The 15,942-nt window shown below is 38.2% G+C and carries 17 protein-coding genes, 2 tRNA genes and 1 riboswitch; of the genes, 10 read left to right on the top strand and 9 right to left on the bottom strand.

All coding sequences use genetic code 11. The annotated features are described in order from the left end of the window. Positions 1 to 160: 160 nt before the first annotated feature. Complete coding sequence (locus JG479_RS00390; protein ID WP_024597141.1) at positions 161 to 913, top strand: LytR/AlgR family response regulator transcription factor; 753 nt, start codon at positions 161 to 163, stop codon at positions 911 to 913. A gap of 22 nt (positions 914 to 935) precedes the next feature. Here the strand turns inward: JG479_RS00390 and JG479_RS00385 are convergent, their stop codons facing one another. The 4 genes from JG479_RS00385 to JG479_RS00370 all read right to left on the bottom strand — a co-directional run bounded on the left by JG479_RS00385 (position 936) and on the right by JG479_RS00370 (position 5,100). After that, positions 936 to 1,334, bottom strand: a complete 399-nt coding sequence (locus JG479_RS00385; RefSeq protein WP_033020977.1) for a hypothetical protein — start codon at positions 1,332 to 1,334, stop codon at positions 936 to 938. A 60-nt stretch (positions 1,335 to 1,394) separates the two neighbouring features. Next, positions 1,395 to 3,470 (bottom strand): S9 family peptidase, encoded by a 2,076-nt coding sequence (locus tag JG479_RS00380; RefSeq protein ID WP_200219710.1) that lies wholly within the window; start codon positions 3,468 to 3,470, stop codon positions 1,395 to 1,397. A gap of 137 nt (positions 3,471 to 3,607) precedes the next feature. Then, on the bottom strand, positions 3,608 to 4,171 hold the full coding sequence (locus JG479_RS00375) for a chitin-binding protein (RefSeq protein ID WP_182672463.1): 564 nt from the start codon (positions 4,169 to 4,171) through the stop codon (positions 3,608 to 3,610). A 96-nt stretch (positions 4,172 to 4,267) separates the two neighbouring features. After that, positions 4,268 to 4,355, bottom strand: a riboswitch (cyclic di-GMP riboswitch). 88 nt (positions 4,356 to 4,443) lie between these two features. Beyond that, on the bottom strand, positions 4,444 to 5,100 hold the full coding sequence (locus JG479_RS00370) for a cytochrome b/b6 domain-containing protein (protein WP_004335011.1): 657 nt from the start codon (positions 5,098 to 5,100) through the stop codon (positions 4,444 to 4,446). Between the two features lie 107 nt (positions 5,101 to 5,207). Here JG479_RS00370 and JG479_RS00365 point away from each other — a divergent pair, with 107 nt between their 5' ends. From JG479_RS00365 to JG479_RS00355, 3 genes are all read left to right on the top strand, one after another. Then, a complete protein-coding gene (locus JG479_RS00365) occupies positions 5,208 to 5,912 on the top strand; it encodes an AzlC family ABC transporter permease (RefSeq protein ID WP_200219709.1) in 705 nt (234 codons plus the stop codon). Further along, complete coding sequence (locus tag JG479_RS00360; protein WP_004335020.1) at positions 5,909 to 6,208, top strand: AzlD domain-containing protein; 300 nt, start codon at positions 5,909 to 5,911, stop codon at positions 6,206 to 6,208. Before JG479_RS00365 ends, JG479_RS00360 begins: the two co-directional genes overlap by 4 nt. Before the next feature lie 73 nt (positions 6,209 to 6,281). Next, complete coding sequence (locus JG479_RS00355) at positions 6,282 to 6,779, top strand: glutathione peroxidase (RefSeq protein WP_033030969.1); 498 nt, start codon at positions 6,282 to 6,284, stop codon at positions 6,777 to 6,779. Between the two features lie 118 nt (positions 6,780 to 6,897). Here JG479_RS00355 and JG479_RS00350 read toward each other — a convergent pair whose 3' ends face one another. Next, positions 6,898 to 7,083: a PA3496 family putative envelope integrity protein gene (locus tag JG479_RS00350; RefSeq protein WP_007579801.1), complete on the bottom strand. Its 186-nt coding sequence runs from the start codon at positions 7,081 to 7,083 to the stop codon at positions 6,898 to 6,900. Between the two features lie 387 nt (positions 7,084 to 7,470). On the opposite strand from JG479_RS00350, the gene JG479_RS00345 reads away from it, so the two are divergent. Further along, positions 7,471 to 8,265 carry a YggN family protein gene (locus tag JG479_RS00345; protein ID WP_200219708.1) on the top strand — a complete coding sequence of 265 codons (795 nt, stop codon included), beginning with the start codon at positions 7,471 to 7,473 and terminating at the stop codon, positions 8,263 to 8,265. Between the two features lie 237 nt (positions 8,266 to 8,502). Here the strand turns inward: JG479_RS00345 and JG479_RS00340 are convergent, their stop codons facing one another. Then, on the bottom strand, positions 8,503 to 9,945 hold the full coding sequence (locus tag JG479_RS00340) for an aminotransferase-like domain-containing protein (RefSeq protein ID WP_039488713.1): 1,443 nt from the start codon (positions 9,943 to 9,945) through the stop codon (positions 8,503 to 8,505). 103 nt (positions 9,946 to 10,048) lie between these two features. Here JG479_RS00340 and JG479_RS00335 point away from each other — a divergent pair, with 103 nt between their 5' ends. Further along, on the top strand, positions 10,049 to 10,978 hold the full coding sequence (locus JG479_RS00335; RefSeq protein ID WP_039488714.1) for a DMT family transporter: 930 nt from the start codon (positions 10,049 to 10,051) through the stop codon (positions 10,976 to 10,978). A 37-nt stretch (positions 10,979 to 11,015) separates the two neighbouring features. Here the strand turns inward: JG479_RS00335 and JG479_RS00330 are convergent, their stop codons facing one another. After that, complete coding sequence (locus JG479_RS00330) at positions 11,016 to 11,885, bottom strand: diacylglycerol/lipid kinase family protein (protein WP_039488715.1); 870 nt, start codon at positions 11,883 to 11,885, stop codon at positions 11,016 to 11,018. Between the two features lie 325 nt (positions 11,886 to 12,210). Between JG479_RS00330 and JG479_RS00325 the strand changes: the two genes are divergently transcribed. The 4 genes from JG479_RS00325 (at position 12,211) to JG479_RS00310 (ending at position 13,599) form a co-directional block, all read left to right on the top strand. Beyond that, entirely contained in the window at positions 12,211 to 12,351 is a 141-nt protein-coding gene (locus tag JG479_RS00325; protein ID WP_164487637.1) for a hypothetical protein, read from the top strand. 218 nt (positions 12,352 to 12,569) lie between these two features. Further along, a tRNA-Ser gene (locus tag JG479_RS00320) sits at positions 12,570 to 12,660 on the top strand. Between the two features lie 51 nt (positions 12,661 to 12,711). Further along, a tRNA-Ser gene (locus JG479_RS00315) sits at positions 12,712 to 12,804 on the top strand. A gap of 306 nt (positions 12,805 to 13,110) precedes the next feature. After that, positions 13,111 to 13,599 (top strand): RNA-binding protein, encoded by a 489-nt coding sequence (locus JG479_RS00310; protein WP_024604723.1) that lies wholly within the window; start codon positions 13,111 to 13,113, stop codon positions 13,597 to 13,599. Here JG479_RS00310 and JG479_RS00305 read toward each other — a convergent pair. Together JG479_RS00305 and JG479_RS00300 are read right to left on the bottom strand one after the other, a co-directional pair. Further along, positions 13,583 to 14,707 carry an aminotransferase class V-fold PLP-dependent enzyme gene (locus JG479_RS00305; protein ID WP_200219707.1) on the bottom strand — a complete coding sequence of 375 codons (1,125 nt, stop codon included), beginning with the start codon at positions 14,705 to 14,707 and terminating at the stop codon, positions 13,583 to 13,585. The genes JG479_RS00310 and JG479_RS00305 overlap by 17 nt on opposite strands. 1 nt (position 14,708) lies before the next feature. After that, positions 14,709 to 15,878 (bottom strand): PrnB family protein, encoded by a 1,170-nt coding sequence (locus tag JG479_RS00300; protein ID WP_149601923.1) that lies wholly within the window; start codon positions 15,876 to 15,878, stop codon positions 14,709 to 14,711. Positions 15,879 to 15,942 lie beyond the last annotated feature (64 nt).

Raw genomic sequence — 15,942 nt, 5'->3', positions numbered from 1 at the left:
TACGGGCATTATTTATGAGGCGTAGTTTTTGGTACGAATAGCAGGTTTTATGGGATGAATCAGTACGTCACAATTATTTTATAAATATATTGTACTTTTCATAACAGTTTTTCCGCTAAGCACGGTCTTTATTATTATATACAGCAAGAGATATAAAATAATGATCGCTTCTTTTCATGCATTAACTTTTGTTAGTAACACTAAGTTTGCAACATTTTTAACAAAGCGTGTGCAAGATCACCGACACTTTGAATCTCAATCTTTTCTTCAAACAAATAGATTAGATCAAATAGACACAGATCAATACAATGTACTGTTTTACGAACTAACCAACCTAGCTGACCCTATGCAAATAGTGCATTTAACTGAGCTTGCCAAGAAGCTGAAGTTAGTCATTATTGCTCAATCGGGACATTTTGCGAGTTTTGCCTTTGAAGTTGGCGCTGTTGATTTTTTAATATTAGATTCAACTGCATCACGTATTGATAAATGCTTTGATAAGCTGATTCACCTTTGCCCGATTGCAAGTGCGGCCGAACGCCAATACCAGCAAAGCACACAAGCTGAAAAGCCATCATCACACATTGTGGTTAAAGATGTAGGTAAGGTAAGGCTAATTGATATAAATGATATTATTTGGATTAATGGCGCGGGCAACTATGTAGAGCTGCATTTTACCCAAGGTAATACGCCGGTACTACATCGCGAAACCATGAAAAATATTGAACAACAACTAGAACCAGAAGGATTTGTTCGCATTCATCGCTCAACGCTGGTAAGAAAACAAGCTATTTGCGAACTGATGCCTACTGACAGTGGCGATTATAGAGTAAGACTGAAAAACGATATGTGTTTAAACCTTTCACGGCGCTATAAAGGGTGTTTAGAGAGTATTATAAGCCCTCTTCAATAGCGGTTTATAATACTCATGTTAATTACCAGTTCTGTTTTATATAACTGTCATTTGGGTGCACTAATAAATAGCTTTCGGTATCTTTATAAAAATTAACTTCTACATCGCTATTTTTCCATACTTTTTCAAACATATTTTTAGCTATGATATTAATGTTTATATAATCAACTCGTTGATAGCCTCGTTCTTTTACACCGGCAAAATAGGCCTCTAATGAATCGAGGCCATCCAAAGTTAACAGCTCAAACTCTTTTAAATTAACAACCACAAACTTAATCGTATTTTCAGGGTGAGTGCTCAACTCCTGAACAACGCCATTAGTTAACAGCATAATGCCTTCATTGTTAAAGCTCCCTTTCAATTTTAAATACATCTGAGGGGGCTGTGAACAAATTTGAAATTCACCATGTGCTCCAAACATAAATCGCCTTTCATATATCAACTTCTATATATAGGATAATACAATTTTCCGATTTTGCAGTTAATTTAATAAAGCAATAAAAAAGGCCATTTCGAGTGCTTTTTCCTCTAAACTTTTAAAGCGACCTGATGCACCGCCGTGCCCTGCATCCATATCGGTTTTAAATACTAAAATATTACTATCAGTCTTAAGTTCACGCATTTTTGCAACCCACTTCATAGGCTCCCAATACTGCACTTGTGAGTCATGAAGACCGGTAGTAACGAGTATGTTCGGATAGTTTTGGGCGCGAATATTGTCATACGGCGAGTAAGCTTCAATTACATCATAAAACTGAGGCTCATTTGGATTACCCCATTCATCATATTCATTTGTTGTGAGCGGAATACTTTCATCAAGCATCGTGGTTAATACGTCTAAAAATGGTACATGACAGCCAACACCGCAATATAACTCTGGCGCTTGGTTTACAACCGCCCCCATTAATAAACCACCTGCACTGCCGCCTGAGGCAAACACCTTGCTGCTATCACAATAGCCTTGTGCAACAAGCGCTTTTGTCACATCAATAAAGTCACTAAAGCTATTTTGTTTATGCTCTTTTTTACCTTGTTCGTACCACTCGCGACCTAGCATTTCAGAGCCTCGAACATGTGCTATTACATAAACAAAACCACGATCGAGCAAGCTCAGCGATGAACTTGAAAAACTTGGATCAATCGTATAGCCATACGCACCATAGCCGTATTGAAATAACGGATTTGAGCCATCTTTTTTAAAGCTGTCTTTTCGATAAACAACTGATACAGGTACTTTAACTCCGTCGCGAGCAGTTACCATTAATCGCTCCGACTGATAGTCATCGGCATTAAAACTACCGAGTACTTTTTGCTGTTTAAGTAGTGTTTTTTCGCCAGTTGCTAAATCAACATCATATAAAGAACCTGGTGTTGTTAAACTTGAGTAATAAATACGCGCAGTGCGTGTGTCTGGCTCTGGGTTCATTGCTATTGCAGCATAATAACAAGGATCGGCAAACTCAAGTGCCATACGATCCCCTTGCCTATTAACAACTACAAATCGAGCTTGCCCTTGCTCGCGTTCACTCAATACTAAAAAGTCATTAAATAACTCTACACCTTCAAGCAGTACATTTTCTCTGTGAGCTGTATGCTCAAACCATTGTGTTTTATCAGCAATTGTTTCGTTTGTTGCCGTCATTAATCTAAAGTTTTTAGCTTGCCAGTTAGTCACAATATAAAATGTGTCACCTAGCTTATCTACGTCAAACTCGTGGCCATCTTCACGTGGCGTTAATGCTTTAAATTCGCCAGTGGGCTTATTAGCATCAAGCACCCATGTATCGTTGGTCTCTGTCGATGCTAAATCAATAATAATTAAGCTTTCATCGCGGCTTTTACCAAGTCCCATAAAAAAGCTGCTGTCTTGCTCTTCGTAGACCATTACGTCTTGGCTTTGCTCGCTACCAAGCTCATGCCTAAATACTTGGTATCCTAATAGCGTTTTTAAATCTTTTTTTACATAAAAAACGGTTTTATTGTCGTTAGCCCAAACAACTTGTCCTTCTGTATTTTCAAGTACATCAGGTAGCATTTCACCGGTCGCTAAGCTTTTAAAGCGAACATTATAAATACGACGACCTTCAGCATCTTCAGAGTAAGCCATAAGCTGCTCGCATGGACTTAGTGCAACTTCGCCCAGCTCAAAAAACTCAAATCCTTCAGCTAATACATTCACATCGAGTAAAAGCTCTTTATTATCGGCCTTTATGCTCGTACTTCTATAATGACGCGAGTATTCATCATCACCACGAACTTCTGAGTGATACCAGTATTTTCCGTCTTTAACGGGTACCGAATTATCATCTTTTACAATGCGTGCTTTTAACTCTTCAAAAAGTGTATTTTGTAGTGGCTTCATAGCAGCTAACTGTTCATCGCAGTACGCATTTTCGGCATGTAAATGCGCAAGTACTTGCTCATCCTGGCGATAGTCATCGCGCATCCAATAGTAATTATCGGTACGTATCTTATTATGAGTACTTAATGTATGGGCTTGCTGTTTAGCAATCGGGAAATTAGGTAATAAACTTAAAGAGTAGTCAGGACGAGACACAACAAAACCAATTAAAAAAATAATGTGATTTGCAGTTTATCATAAAAATAAAAAAGCCCATCCAATAGTTGGATGGGCTAAAACGGTAAACGCTTCATTACTAAAACCGCTATACCTTTGGGAAGATAATTTAAGCTTTATATTTGCTGCCAAGCCATAGCCCAGCTTTGCCCTACACCGGGTTCGAACATAGACTTATTGTCGTCATTCGTGCGGCAAAACTCATTAAATGGCCAAGGCCTGCATTGATATACATGCCCAGTTTTTGGCTGCAATACCTTTGTACCCGCATTATAGTTTTCACAATTTTCAGGGTACACGTAATCATAAGTATCAAGGTTATTAACAACACGCTCATCGCATTTTGCAATACAATGAAAGTCGACGTGTGCTTTACATATACCACTGCTTTGCAAAGCAAAAATTTCATTATTTCTATAGGCTACAATTAAACCCTGTTCGGTCATTTTACCTGCGCTAACCAGAGGAACATGTACATTAATATGCTCGGCAACTAAACGTGGCCATGCGTGGGGCTCACCTTGCTCAAGCGAGGTGATCTTGTAATCAAATGATAAACTAACCAGCTCTCCTTGCATGTCGTAAAAGGTTACACTCACCACATCACCAATAAATAATTGGGTATGATGATTTAAGCAACCTATTGTTGACCACTTTCCACAGGCCAACGACGTATGCATAAACACGGCAACACCTTAAGAGTTACAAAATCTTATCCATACACTATGGATACACAAAAAATACACTGAGGGCAAGTGATACATAACAACACGTTATGCAGTAGTCCCGCTACCATAGCTTTTAAAAAGCCTTAGACCGGAAACTTTGCGTCCTAACCTTTCGGCTAGTTTGCCAGCAATGCGGCGATTATAATTCGACCCCGCATAACAATCAAACAAAAGAATGTAACCAAAAACAAAAACCAACCCTTTAAGATTGGTTTAATGTGTTTTTAACTAAATAAATAAGTTAAAGGCTCTTTCGCCCACGTAAATACCAGCAATACCAATAAAGATATAAATATTAACCACGCAGGCCAAGACGCTTTAGTTACTTTAGCCTCAGAGTCATCCGCTTTTAACTCTTTTGAGCCTGTGATCATCGCCTTAACTAGCGGTTTGCCTTTTATTCTATAAACAATAATAGCTAATACATGCAAGCCAATAGCATAAAGTAAAATGTCAAAATTCAGCTCATGTAGCCAATTGGCAAAATCAATCGTATCGCTAGACACATATTGAGCAAGCGGCCCGTCAGTTAAAATACCATCACTGCTCATTAAGCCACTTGCAAGTTGCGTTATGATTAATATAAAAAACACTATCACCATACAGCTACCGGGTGCTGAATGGCCTAACGAGTCGCTTGGTGTTTTTAGCGCCTTTAAAATAGCACTAGGAGAGTGCAGTAACCCACTTAATCTCGCGGTTTTGCTACCAATAACACCCCATATTAAACGTGTTACTATAAGTGCTAAAGTAAAAAAACCAGCGACAAAGTGAAGCTCAATCATGCCCTCTTCAATACTAAAATAAAGCACTGCAATACTTACAACCAAAAACCAATGAAAGCATCTAATAAACCCATCCCACACTTTTAACGTCGTCATTGTGCCTATCCTTAAAAAAACAGTATTATTTAATTTGTTAACTACTTTAACATCATAATATTAAGGTATCCTTATGAGCCATTCTACAAGCCGTGAGAGTAAATATCATGCAACCAGTTAAAAAAGCTATTTTAAAAGGCTTTTTAGATATGCTACCACTGTGTTTAGCCGTTGTTCCTTGGGGTATTTTATGCGGCTCTTTAGCGATTCAAAATGGTTTTAGCGCCTTTGAAACCCAAGCAATGTCGTTATTAGTATTTGCAGGCTCTGCACAGCTTGTTGCGATTGAACTTATGGCGGGCAACACACCATTGCTCACAATTTTATTCACAACATTTATTATTAGCTCTCGGCACTTTTTATACGGTTTAGCTGTGCGTCATAAGGTCATTGATCAACCTATGCGTTGGCGCTTACCGGTGAGCTTTGTTTTAACCGACGAGCTGTTTGCGTTTTCTCATCATCGAAAAGCATATAGAACAAAAACACGCTTAATATACGCATTGAGCGCTGGTTTTAGCTTTTATATTGCATGGAATATTTGGACGTCAATTGGCATTGTAGCGGGCACAATGCTGCCCGACTTAACTAATTTAGGGCTCGACTTTGCGATTGCTGCCACGTTTATCGCGTTGGTTATTCCGGGAATCAAAAATTTGGCCTCACTCGTTACGGTAATTGTAGCAGGCGTTAGCGCAACGCTTTTAAAAAGTACCGGATTTGAGTTATGGCTTGTTTGCTCAGCGCTGCTGGCAATGGCCGCAGGTTATAGCACATCAAGGCTAACCGCTAAAAAGGAAGCAACGCTATGATGACAACTATTTTACTCATGGCGTGCATTACATTTTTTACGCGTTATTTATTTTTACACCGCGCTTTACCGTTTAAAGTAGGTCCTAAAATGCAGCAATTTTTAAGCTTTAGCGCACCTGCGGTGCTTACAGCAATTTGGGTGCCTATCGTGTTTTTGAATGAAGATGGCATTAACTTAAACTGGCAAAACCCTTATTTAAGCGCAGCGATAGTCGCCATCATTGTTGCCTATAAAACACATAATATTTATTACACAACGCTTGCCGGTATGGGGCTATTTCTGATTTTAAATTAGAGCGCTCTTTATACTTTATGAAATACTGTACTCAGGTTAAAATACCTATAACAATAATAAAAAAGACGCCAATATGCACAAATTCCATCAATTAAGCGCAACAAGCTTGCAGGGTCAACCTATTAACTTTAGTGATTTTGAAGGTAAGGTTGTGCTTATTGTTAATACCGCAAGTAAATGTGGATTTACCTACCAATACGAGTCGCTTCAAGCTTTGCATAATAAATATGCTAGCCAAGGTTTAGTTATTTTAGGGTTTCCGTGTAATCAATTTGGTCAGCAAGAACCCGGCGACGCTACACAAATAGAGCAAGGGTGTTTAATTAATTTTGGTGTGAGTTTTTTAATGGCGGCCAAAGTAGATGTAAACGGTAAGCATGCTCACCCAGTCTTTCGTTATTTAAAATCGGCTTTACCTGGTTTTTTAACACGTAAAATAAAGTGGAATTTTACTAAATTTTTAATTGCCGCAGATGGCACGCCAATTAAACGTTATGCACCTTTTACTAAACCCGAAAAGCTAGAACTTACAATTCAAAAAGCTTTAGCACAGGCTAAAAGCACGCTTTAAAAAGTAATAAAGAGGCGCAAGGCCTCTTTATTGCCAATACTATTGAAACTTAAACATACACATAACTGCACATTTAAACTCTCAATATTAATTGGTATTTTATTTATACTAGTGAAATTTAATCGGTGTAATCGCTTAAATCGTCTTCGCCTAGATTTTTACGCAAGCGTTTTTGCTCAAGGTAGTCTTCCAACTTCTTTTTAACCTTTTGCTTGTTCTTATCGTGTTGATTACGGCCGAGCATTTCGTACTCGTCTTCAACAAAATCGTCATCTAGCGCATCGTAACTAAATGTCTTACCCACAACCCACTCCATAAAGTGTTTGAGACCAACCAAGGATTTTATTATCGCAATAGTCGGTAAAATTAAAATGTTTAACGTCAAAATGCTGTGCAAATTAACATCAAAATAAAGCCACGTGACTACTGTAAATAGTCTTCATGTCAGTAATGTGAATAAATAGCGCTAAATTTGAATTGAGGAAAGTGAGAGTTTTTTATCGTATCGATAAATAAAATTTATTAATTTTTATTAGTTAGCCAATTTGACTAAAAAATAGTTATTTATTAATTAATTTCATTTACTAAAAAACAAACAAAAACAGTTAAGCATATGTTTTATATTAAAAAATAAAACTGGCATCAAACTTGTTATTAATTAATCGTCATCAACAAAAAGTAGAGAACAAACATGAAAAAATTACTATTAGTTAGCGCATTAATTTGTTCACCAGCCGCTATGGCTCATAACGATAACGATTCTGCAATTTCATTTAGTAATGATGAATGTAACGTCGAATTTAAAAATGATGTGCGCATTAAGCCAAACGAATTGGAAATTTTTACCGCCAACAATAAAACCATGCAGTTTAATACCTATGGTGACTTAACCGTAAATGGCGAACTTGTAGCGCTGAATAGTTCGCAGCGCGACGCGCTAACCAAGTACTCTGATAGCTTACGCATTCAATTACCTGAAGTAGCTAATATAGCGCTTGAGGGTGTTAAAATTGCCGGAGTAGCATTAGAAGAAGTAGGCAATGCATTTAATATTGACGGTCTTGATAATATGTCTGAGCTTATGGATGACATTAAAATCGAAGTAGAAAACACATTTTACCAGCAAGGTACATTTGTGATGGGCCAACAAAGTTTTAATCAATTTGGCGAAAACTTTGAACAACAATTTGAGCAACAGATAGAAACAGCGGTTGAATCAGCAGTAATGCAATCAATGGGCAGTATTTTAGTAGCTTTAGGTTCTGAGTTACTTGGTTCAGGCGGTGATATGGATGCCTTTGAACAACGTATGGAAAATATGGGTGCACAAATAGAAGAAAAAGTAGAGCTACATGCAAGCGCACTTGAAGAACGTGCTAACTCTTTATGTGGAAACTTTGCTGATATTGCAAAACAAGAAGAGCAATTAGTAATGCAAGTGCCTGAGCTAGAAGGTTACCAGTTATTTAGCTTTAAACAAAATTAGTACAGCAAACGTTATTTAACATCCCTTTGGCAGCACTTAAGTTTACTTAAATGCTGCTTTTTTGTGTTTCGCAAATTTATACCAACCTGCATAAATCTTTGATCAATTTAATGAATTAAATTGCACTATAACTTCGTTAAAAATTTTTTATTTAGAACAACTAGATACAAAACTTTTGCCTAGTTCTAGCGTAATTTTCTTAACGTTAAATAGACCCCATATATAAGCAGATTGGTATTACTTTTTAGCTAATAAAGTAAGCTTACCCAATGTAACTATTGCTTGCTCAATTTGCGCGTTCCATTGCACACCATAACTTAATCTTACGCAGCTTTTATATTTATTAGAGGCCGAAAAAACAAGCCCAGGGGTAATACTAATACCAACCTCAAGCGCAAGTAAAAACAATGTTTGGCTATCGTACTCGCCACCTAAATCTAGCCACATAACGCAGCCTCCTTTTGGATCGCTTATCCGTGTATTTTTTGGCATAGCTTGTTGTAAGCACCATCGCATACGCTCTTTGTTATCGCGCAGGCGTTGCCTAAGTACTTTTAAATTTCGGTCGTACTCGCCGCTGGCAATAAACTCAGATAACGTCCATTGGTTTATTAACGAAGCAGAGCAACTTAGTGCTCTTTTATATCGCCTTGCTTGCGTTGCAAATTTACCCGCAACTAACCAACCTACACGATAGCTCGGCGCTGCCGTTTTAGAAAAAGATGAGCAACTAATCACTAATCCTTTTTTAGAGTACGCTAAAGCAGGTGTGCCTCGTTTTGCCGTAAAATATAAATCGCCGTATACGTCATCTTCAATAAGCACTACGTCATGACTTTCAAGTAGCTCCACCAGCTGCTGTCTGTTTGTATCAGGCATAAAGCTGCCCACAGGGTTACTAATTGCAGTCGAGAATAAACACGCTTTTATGTCATGCTCATTTAAAGCGCGTTCCAAATCGCTTAACCAAATACCATTATCTGGGCACAGTGGTATTTCGAGCGCTTTAAGCCCTAGGCTTTCTATTAACTCGATAATCCCGTGATAGCAAGGCGTCTCAATGGCAACTACATCGCCTGGCTTTGTTACACACTTAAGTGCAATAGCCATGGCTTCTTGTGCACCATTGGTGATCACAAGCTCGTCCATATTTATACCAATGCCAAAATCTAAATAGCGATGCACCAATTGCTTTTTCAGCGGCACAAACCCATCTGTTGGTCCATAGTTAATAGCTTTACTGCCAGCTGTAGTCATTACTCGGCGCATATTTCTGGCCAGTGCTTTATCGGTAGGTGCAGCAGCAATTGGGTTAGCGATACCAAAAGGAACTACATTAGCTTGATGAATCGCACTGTATACCTGCTCTATTAAGGCTTGTTTATTTACCACAACAGGTTCGCGACTTAATTTAACTCGCTTAGGTAAATTATGCGCCATGCTAACGACTTTTAAAAAATACCCTGATTTTTCACGTGCCTCTACTAACCCCTGATCTTCAAGTGTTTGATAAGCTTGCTTCACTGTCGGAATACTAATGTTTAAGTTATCTGCCATTTTACGCAGTGATGGAAGTTTTTCGCCAGGGAGTAAAACCTGCTGGGCGCTCATATCTCTGATCAACTGAATAACTTGCTGATATAGAAACTCATGCCCCTGGCTATTTTTTTGTCTTATCATCACGCATCCAAATCTGTATAGGTTACATTTTTACTTTTCTGTATATGGTAAGTATACAGATAGGTCTTAAAATAGCCATTCAATCGGGCTTTGGAGAGTAACCATGAAAAGTGCAGCGCTATACATTACAACCGTTTTAATTTGGGGTTCTACTTGGTTAGCCATCGAATTTCAGCTAGGTGATATTGCGGTAGAGCTATCGTTATTTTATCGCTTTGCTATTGCAGCACTTTTAATGTGGTTATATGTAGCGTACAAAAAACCGGATATGCGCTTTTCATTAATCGATCATGGCTTTTTTGCTTTGTTGGCTATTTGTAATTTTGCCTTAAATTACTTGATGCTTTACTGGGCACAAAATTACTTAACCTCCGCTATGACCTCTATCGCCTTTTCACTGTTGCTGGTTATGAACATAGTTAACACTCGACTATTTTTTGGTAAGCCTATCTCAAAACGAATTTATACCGGTGCCGCACTCGCTGTATTAGGTATTACGTGTCTGTTTTGGCCACAGTTACAGCAGTTCGACTTAAGTAACGGTGCATTGGTCGGGTTACTACTTGCCCTTGGTGGCACCTTTGTGGCTTCATTGGGCAACATGGTAAGCGTTCGTAATTCTCGTAAGCAAATTGGCGTATTGCAGGGCAATGCATGGGGCATGTTATATAGTGCTATAGGCTTAGCTTTATATGTATTAATGAACGATGTGCAATTTAGTTTAAACGCCCCAACTAGCTACTGGTTATCATTACTTTATTTATCAATATTTGGCACAGTAATCGCTTTTGGTTGTTACTTTGCACTACTAAAAAATATAGGCCCTGAAAAAGCCAGCTACGTTATTGTTTTATTCCCATTAGTGGCAGTAACACTGAGTAGCTTTTTTGAAGGCTTTGAATGGCACGCAAATACCTTTGCAGGGTTTAGCTTAGTGCTATTAGGTAACGCCATTGTGCTTACCCCAACAAAACGAATTAACGCCTTTTTAGCTAATAGAGCAATAGCTAAAAGTGGCTCCGTCCCCAGTTAGACGCGTTATTAACGCAACTAACGCAAAAGCGCCTACTTTACTGTAGGCGCTTTTTTATTGGCATATGAAAAAGTAAGGCTTGTCCATGCACACTAACAACTGCAGGAGTTTTACCTACCAGTTCACCATCTGCTTCAATCAATAACCCTTCAGTTTTTATGGAAGCTGTATTTAAGCGACTGTAGTTAAGGTTTTTTATATACTCATGGCGCTTAAAAAATAACTTAATAAAGCTTATTACATTATAAAAAAGCCCACCCGATCGCATTTGATAACACTCAAGCTGACCATCAATTAAATCCGCTTTTGGCGCTATTTTTAGCCCGCCACCAAAGTACTTATGATTAGCAAATACAGTAATTAAATTTTGATACTGCCGAGCATCGTTATTAAACGTACCTTGTAACTGCTGAGCTTGATAATAAAATAGCTCTTTGATACTCGTCCAACTGTAATCAAAAGATGAAAAATTAGCTTTATCGTTAATAGTTTTAATCACATGAGCATCAAATCCTACCCCTGCAATATTAATAAAATAGCGGCTATTAATTTTCCCTATATCAATGGCTGTCGGTGTATTAAATAATGCCTTTCGCCAATCATCTTCTTTGCAATTAAACCCTCTGGAGAAATCGTTACCTGTACCGCAAGGTAATAATGCTAACGAACAACTGCTCCCTATTAGCGCATTAACCGCCAAGTTCAATGTCCCATCACCACCTAGTGCAACTACTTTGGTAAATTTACTCAGCAACAACCTTATTTGAGCGCAGTCATCGTCAAAGCTTCCCGTTGTAGTAAATATACAATAAGAAAAGCTGCGTTTTTTACAGATATTTTTAAGCCATGCCAATGATTTTTGGCTCTGTTTTTTGATACTTGGTTTAATAATTATAAGTAGTGACAAGCTTTTGTTTCCAGCAATGTATTTTAGAGTGAGATAACAAACGTTTAATTAAATTTTTTTAATCTGAATAAATAATCAAAAAACATTGTATAAAATGCATAAAAATAAATTAAAAAACCAAAAACCCCAACATCAAAGGGGTTAAAACCAACCGTCATATAAATAGCTATGCAAAAACAGTAATGCAACTTACTGAATCGCATATTAATAAAATCAATTCAGATTAGTTTAACTAATCCCTCAGGCTCAATTTTTATCGTTGTATTTTTAATCAAACAACGTGCAAAATGCACGCGATTTCAACAGATACAACCGGAGCAAAATAATGAAACCAATTAATACATTAAATCAAACAGCAGTAGCGCAAGTAGCCGTTAAACCAACTAACCGTAAAGCAAGAATGTTAGCTAAACTTAACACGATTGGTAAAAGACTAGCACTTAGCGGTGCAGCTCAATATAAATAATCACCCAACCATGATTATTTTTCGGTGCAGCGAACACTCAACCACTAAATGAAGTCACTTATTTAGCTCCCATTGTTTGCTGCAACCTATTTATTTTATTAAAAATTGCCTTAATTTCCCCTTATTTACAAAAAAAACCTCATTTACGTATGTTTTTTAGGCAAACAGTCATTTTGCTATTTACACAGCGGTATCACCTAAGTATTATTCTGCGTCACGGAGAGATGGCAGAGTGGTCGAATGCACCGGTCTTGAAAACCGGCATGGGTTTATAGCCCATCTAGGGTTCAAATCCCTATCTCTCCACCATATTTTAATTGGTGGCTTTTTTTACTCCATCAATACAACCGGTTATGCGTTGGAGAGGTGTCCGAGTGGCCGAAGGAGCTCCCCTGCTAAGGGAGTATAGAGTTTGTAGCTCTATCGAGGGTTCGAATCCCTCCCTCTCCACCATACTTAATTTAAACCACTTAATTGTGGTTTTTTTGTGCCTAAAATTTAACACCGATACTAAATTGGGAGGGTGAGAACCCTCAACAGGGTTCGACAAAATGTCTGGAACATTTTAGGCCGCTGCAAGCGTCGCGTAGCGATTGATTACATGGATGTAAGCAAGTCTACCCCCCTCTGGACCATACTTAATTTAAACCACTTAATTGTGGTTTTTTTGTGCCTAAATTTTATAAAAATTAAACAAATTGTGCCTAGTAATAACTTAGGGCATTATTAACACAACTTTAGCCACTTTTAGGTTTAGCTATGATCCGGTTCATATTGCTATCATTTTGCGCGGCAGCACCATTTTTTACCTTGGCACAAAATACAACAGTGTATAAGTGTGTAATTAAGGGCGTTCCTACTTTTAGCCAAACGCCTTGCGCTAAAGATGCACAAGTTATTACTCTAAAAGATATAAATGTAATTGAAGCATATAAAAGCTCTACGCCCGGTAAAGGTATAACCGATACCTCTGTTGATGACTACTTAGAGGTTCAGCAAATAGAGCGTGAAATAAAGCGCCTTGAGCTATCTATTGAACAAAGCCAAAAAGAATACGCAGCTAAAAAACAACAAATAGATTATATGACCCAAGATAAGGCCAATCGTTTAGGCGCTTCGTCTATTGCTGATGCTATCGCAACTAAAACAAATTCATTAAAACAAGCCTACGACGCATCAATTAGTCAAACGCAGCAAAAAATAGAGTCATTAAAGCAAAGAAAGCAGCAGCTTAGCCAAAACCCTTAAGCGCTCGTTTTACTATAGAAATAAACTGCGCAACGTCTTCTTGAGTATTATAAACATGTGGCGATACTCGTATTCCAAATTTGCGAGCATCTACACTGACTTTCGCTTTATTAAGCTCTGTAAGTACATGGTCTTGTTGCTTGTTAAAAAACAAAATAGCAGTCCCGCTGCATTTATCACCACTCATAGGTGATGCAACATATTCAGCTAGTTGCTCATGAATAAGCGTAAGCATCGCTAAGTTATGCACCCTTACCTTGTGAGCTGTTAGCTCTGCAAAGTAGGTAATACTATTTGCGGCAATAATATAAGGCGCTACAGAAGGTGTTCCACCCCAAAACTTAAGCGCACTGGCGTTATATTCAAAATGGTTAATATCGAACTCAAATGGATTTTGATGCGAAAACCAACCCACATCTTTAGGCTCACAATACTCTATTTGATTTTTGTTAACCCATAAATAAGCTGCACCTGGGCCACCACATAACCATTTAACGCTTGAGCCAATCATAAAGTCCGCATCGAGCACGCTTAAATCAAGCGGTATAACCCCCGCTGACTGAGCAACATCAACTATTGATAAACTATTGGTTAATTTACTTATAGCTACAATATCGTACACAGGCGCCTGTACACCTGTATTTGAATACACATGACTTATAAAAACTAAATCGATGTCGGCGGTTATATAACGCTGCCAAACACTAATATCAGTTAGGTTTTCGTGCTCAGGTATAAATATGATTTGCGCGCACTTTGGCAACGCTTTTTGCATTGCAAAACCCATACTCGGAAAATCACTTTGCGCCATAAGCACTTTACAATTTTTTTGCTGTAATCGAGGGTGCGACATAAGCAACTTTGTTAAGCCACTTGATAAATTAGCCTGAGGACAAAACTGCGAACTAGGCGCATTAAATAACTTACCAAGCGCGGTAGTAAATTGCTCAACTGAGGGCAGCCATTGTTGCCAAGGTTCTTTATTTGAGCTCTCCCACGGTAAAAAGTAGTGCTGTGCTAAATATTGCTGTGTATTTTTAAGAGGACGCCCTACCGAGTGGTTTAATAAATAACAGCCATCGGCTATACAAAAATCATTTTTAAGCATGCTATTTAACCCATTCTTTAAGTGTGTTTAGATCGTCAAAACGTGTTTTTATATCGTCGCGTTTGGCACTGGCTCGCCTATCTCTTAATTTTTCGAGCGAATCAAGTAACACATGAAGCGGCGGACCACTTGCTGTTACCTTGCTCATATGCTGCTGTTGCATATTTTTTGAGGGCTGAGCAATAAACTTTTCAACCAGTTGATTATGATGACCGACTGCGGTGTCGCCATGTAATTTACACACTTGGATAAATAACGTTGCGTGGCTTTTAAACCAATCTGTACTTTTATATTGCTCTGCTTGTAAAAAGTCATCCATAAAGCTTTGCATACGCATGGCTTCTCGCAGGATTTGTTGATCCTCTGGCATCATATATAAAAACTTATCCACCAGCATTTGCGAGTAACTAGGCTCGTTTGCACTACACAGCCCTAACAGCATATCAATCACGTTAATACCTGCAAAGTCACCAGCATTTGCCCCTCTGTAAACCTCTTTACCTACACGGTACGGTTTATAATAAGGGCGAACGCAGTTAAAAAAGCGATCTGTATCGAGCTCAGAATAAAGTGCATTGTTTGACTCAATTACATCTATAAGCGCTTGTTTAGCTACTTTTAATAACTCACCACACAAGGGATGTGAAATACCTAACGGCAATATTTTTAATAAAGCATCACTTGCCCGTTTGTAGGCCAAAATACCTTGAGTGTTATAATCAAGAAACAGCTTTTCATCAGGTAAATTGGTAAATCGTTTATAAATACCATTAAGTGCTTTGTTATGAGTAGTTAAGTGGGCGGTAGCAAAACGAGGGGTTACGCCAATGGATGCGCCTATATGCATAGCAAGCGCTGAGGCTTCTATTAGCGGTGAAGTGGTTTCTCTGCTTGGCTCAGTAATTTCATGGCGCCTACACGCTGCCATAAATAATCCTACGTTACCGAGTAAGTCAAAAGCGCTATCAAAGCCTTGATCTGTGTTTCCCTCGGCTAATAAATTACTAATTAATGCGTTGCCTTCTTTTTCTAATTGTTGCTTTAAGGCCTCACCTATTCCTTCTACATTTGCTTTATCGGTTTGCTGCCAATAAAGCTGCTCTAATTCACTATTTAAAGTGACAAACTCTGTTCGTATCCAGTGATCGAAAATAGCGGTATGTGTGTTCATTGGTGTGCTCTATTATTTTTATAGTTAAATGCTAACAGAGTTCAATTAGGGTAAAACGCCAAAA

It is taken from the genome of Pseudoalteromonas sp. LC2018020214, assembly GCF_016598755.1.
Classification (GTDB): Bacteria; Pseudomonadota; Gammaproteobacteria; order Enterobacterales; family Alteromonadaceae; genus Pseudoalteromonas; species Pseudoalteromonas distincta.
Note: the sequence above shows the minus strand (reverse complement) of the source record. Positions and strands in the feature narration are given on the sequence as shown.

Coding starts and splice junctions, on each gene's coding strand:
- JG479_RS00360 (WP_004335020.1), top strand. CDS start 5,909: ATGATGACAACTATTTTACTCATGGCGTGCATTACATTTTTTACGCGT.
- JG479_RS00335 (WP_039488714.1), top strand. CDS start 10,049: ATGAAAAGTGCAGCGCTATACATTACAACCGTTTTAATTTGGGGTTCT.
- JG479_RS00355 (WP_033030969.1), top strand. CDS start 6,282: ATGCACAAATTCCATCAATTAAGCGCAACAAGCTTGCAGGGTCAACCT.
- JG479_RS00370 (WP_004335011.1), bottom strand. CDS start 5,100: ATGACGACGTTAAAAGTGTGGGATGGGTTTATTAGATGCTTTCATTGG.
- JG479_RS00300 (WP_149601923.1), bottom strand. CDS start 15,878: ATGAACACACATACCGCTATTTTCGATCACTGGATACGAACAGAGTTT.
- JG479_RS00390 (WP_024597141.1), top strand. CDS start 161: ATGATCGCTTCTTTTCATGCATTAACTTTTGTTAGTAACACTAAGTTT.
- JG479_RS00305 (WP_200219707.1), bottom strand. CDS start 14,707: ATGCTTAAAAATGATTTTTGTATAGCCGATGGCTGTTATTTATTAAAC.
- JG479_RS00385 (WP_033020977.1), bottom strand. CDS start 1,334: ATGTTTGGAGCACATGGTGAATTTCAAATTTGTTCACAGCCCCCTCAG.
- JG479_RS00345 (WP_200219708.1), top strand. CDS start 7,471: ATGAAAAAATTACTATTAGTTAGCGCATTAATTTGTTCACCAGCCGCT.
- JG479_RS00375 (WP_182672463.1), bottom strand. CDS start 4,171: ATGCATACGTCGTTGGCCTGTGGAAAGTGGTCAACAATAGGTTGCTTA.
- JG479_RS00340 (WP_039488713.1), bottom strand. CDS start 9,945: ATGATAAGACAAAAAAATAGCCAGGGGCATGAGTTTCTATATCAGCAA.
- JG479_RS00325 (WP_164487637.1), top strand. CDS start 12,211: ATGAAACCAATTAATACATTAAATCAAACAGCAGTAGCGCAAGTAGCC.
- JG479_RS00365 (WP_200219709.1), top strand. CDS start 5,208: ATGCAACCAGTTAAAAAAGCTATTTTAAAAGGCTTTTTAGATATGCTA.
- JG479_RS00310 (WP_024604723.1), top strand. CDS start 13,111: ATGATCCGGTTCATATTGCTATCATTTTGCGCGGCAGCACCATTTTTT.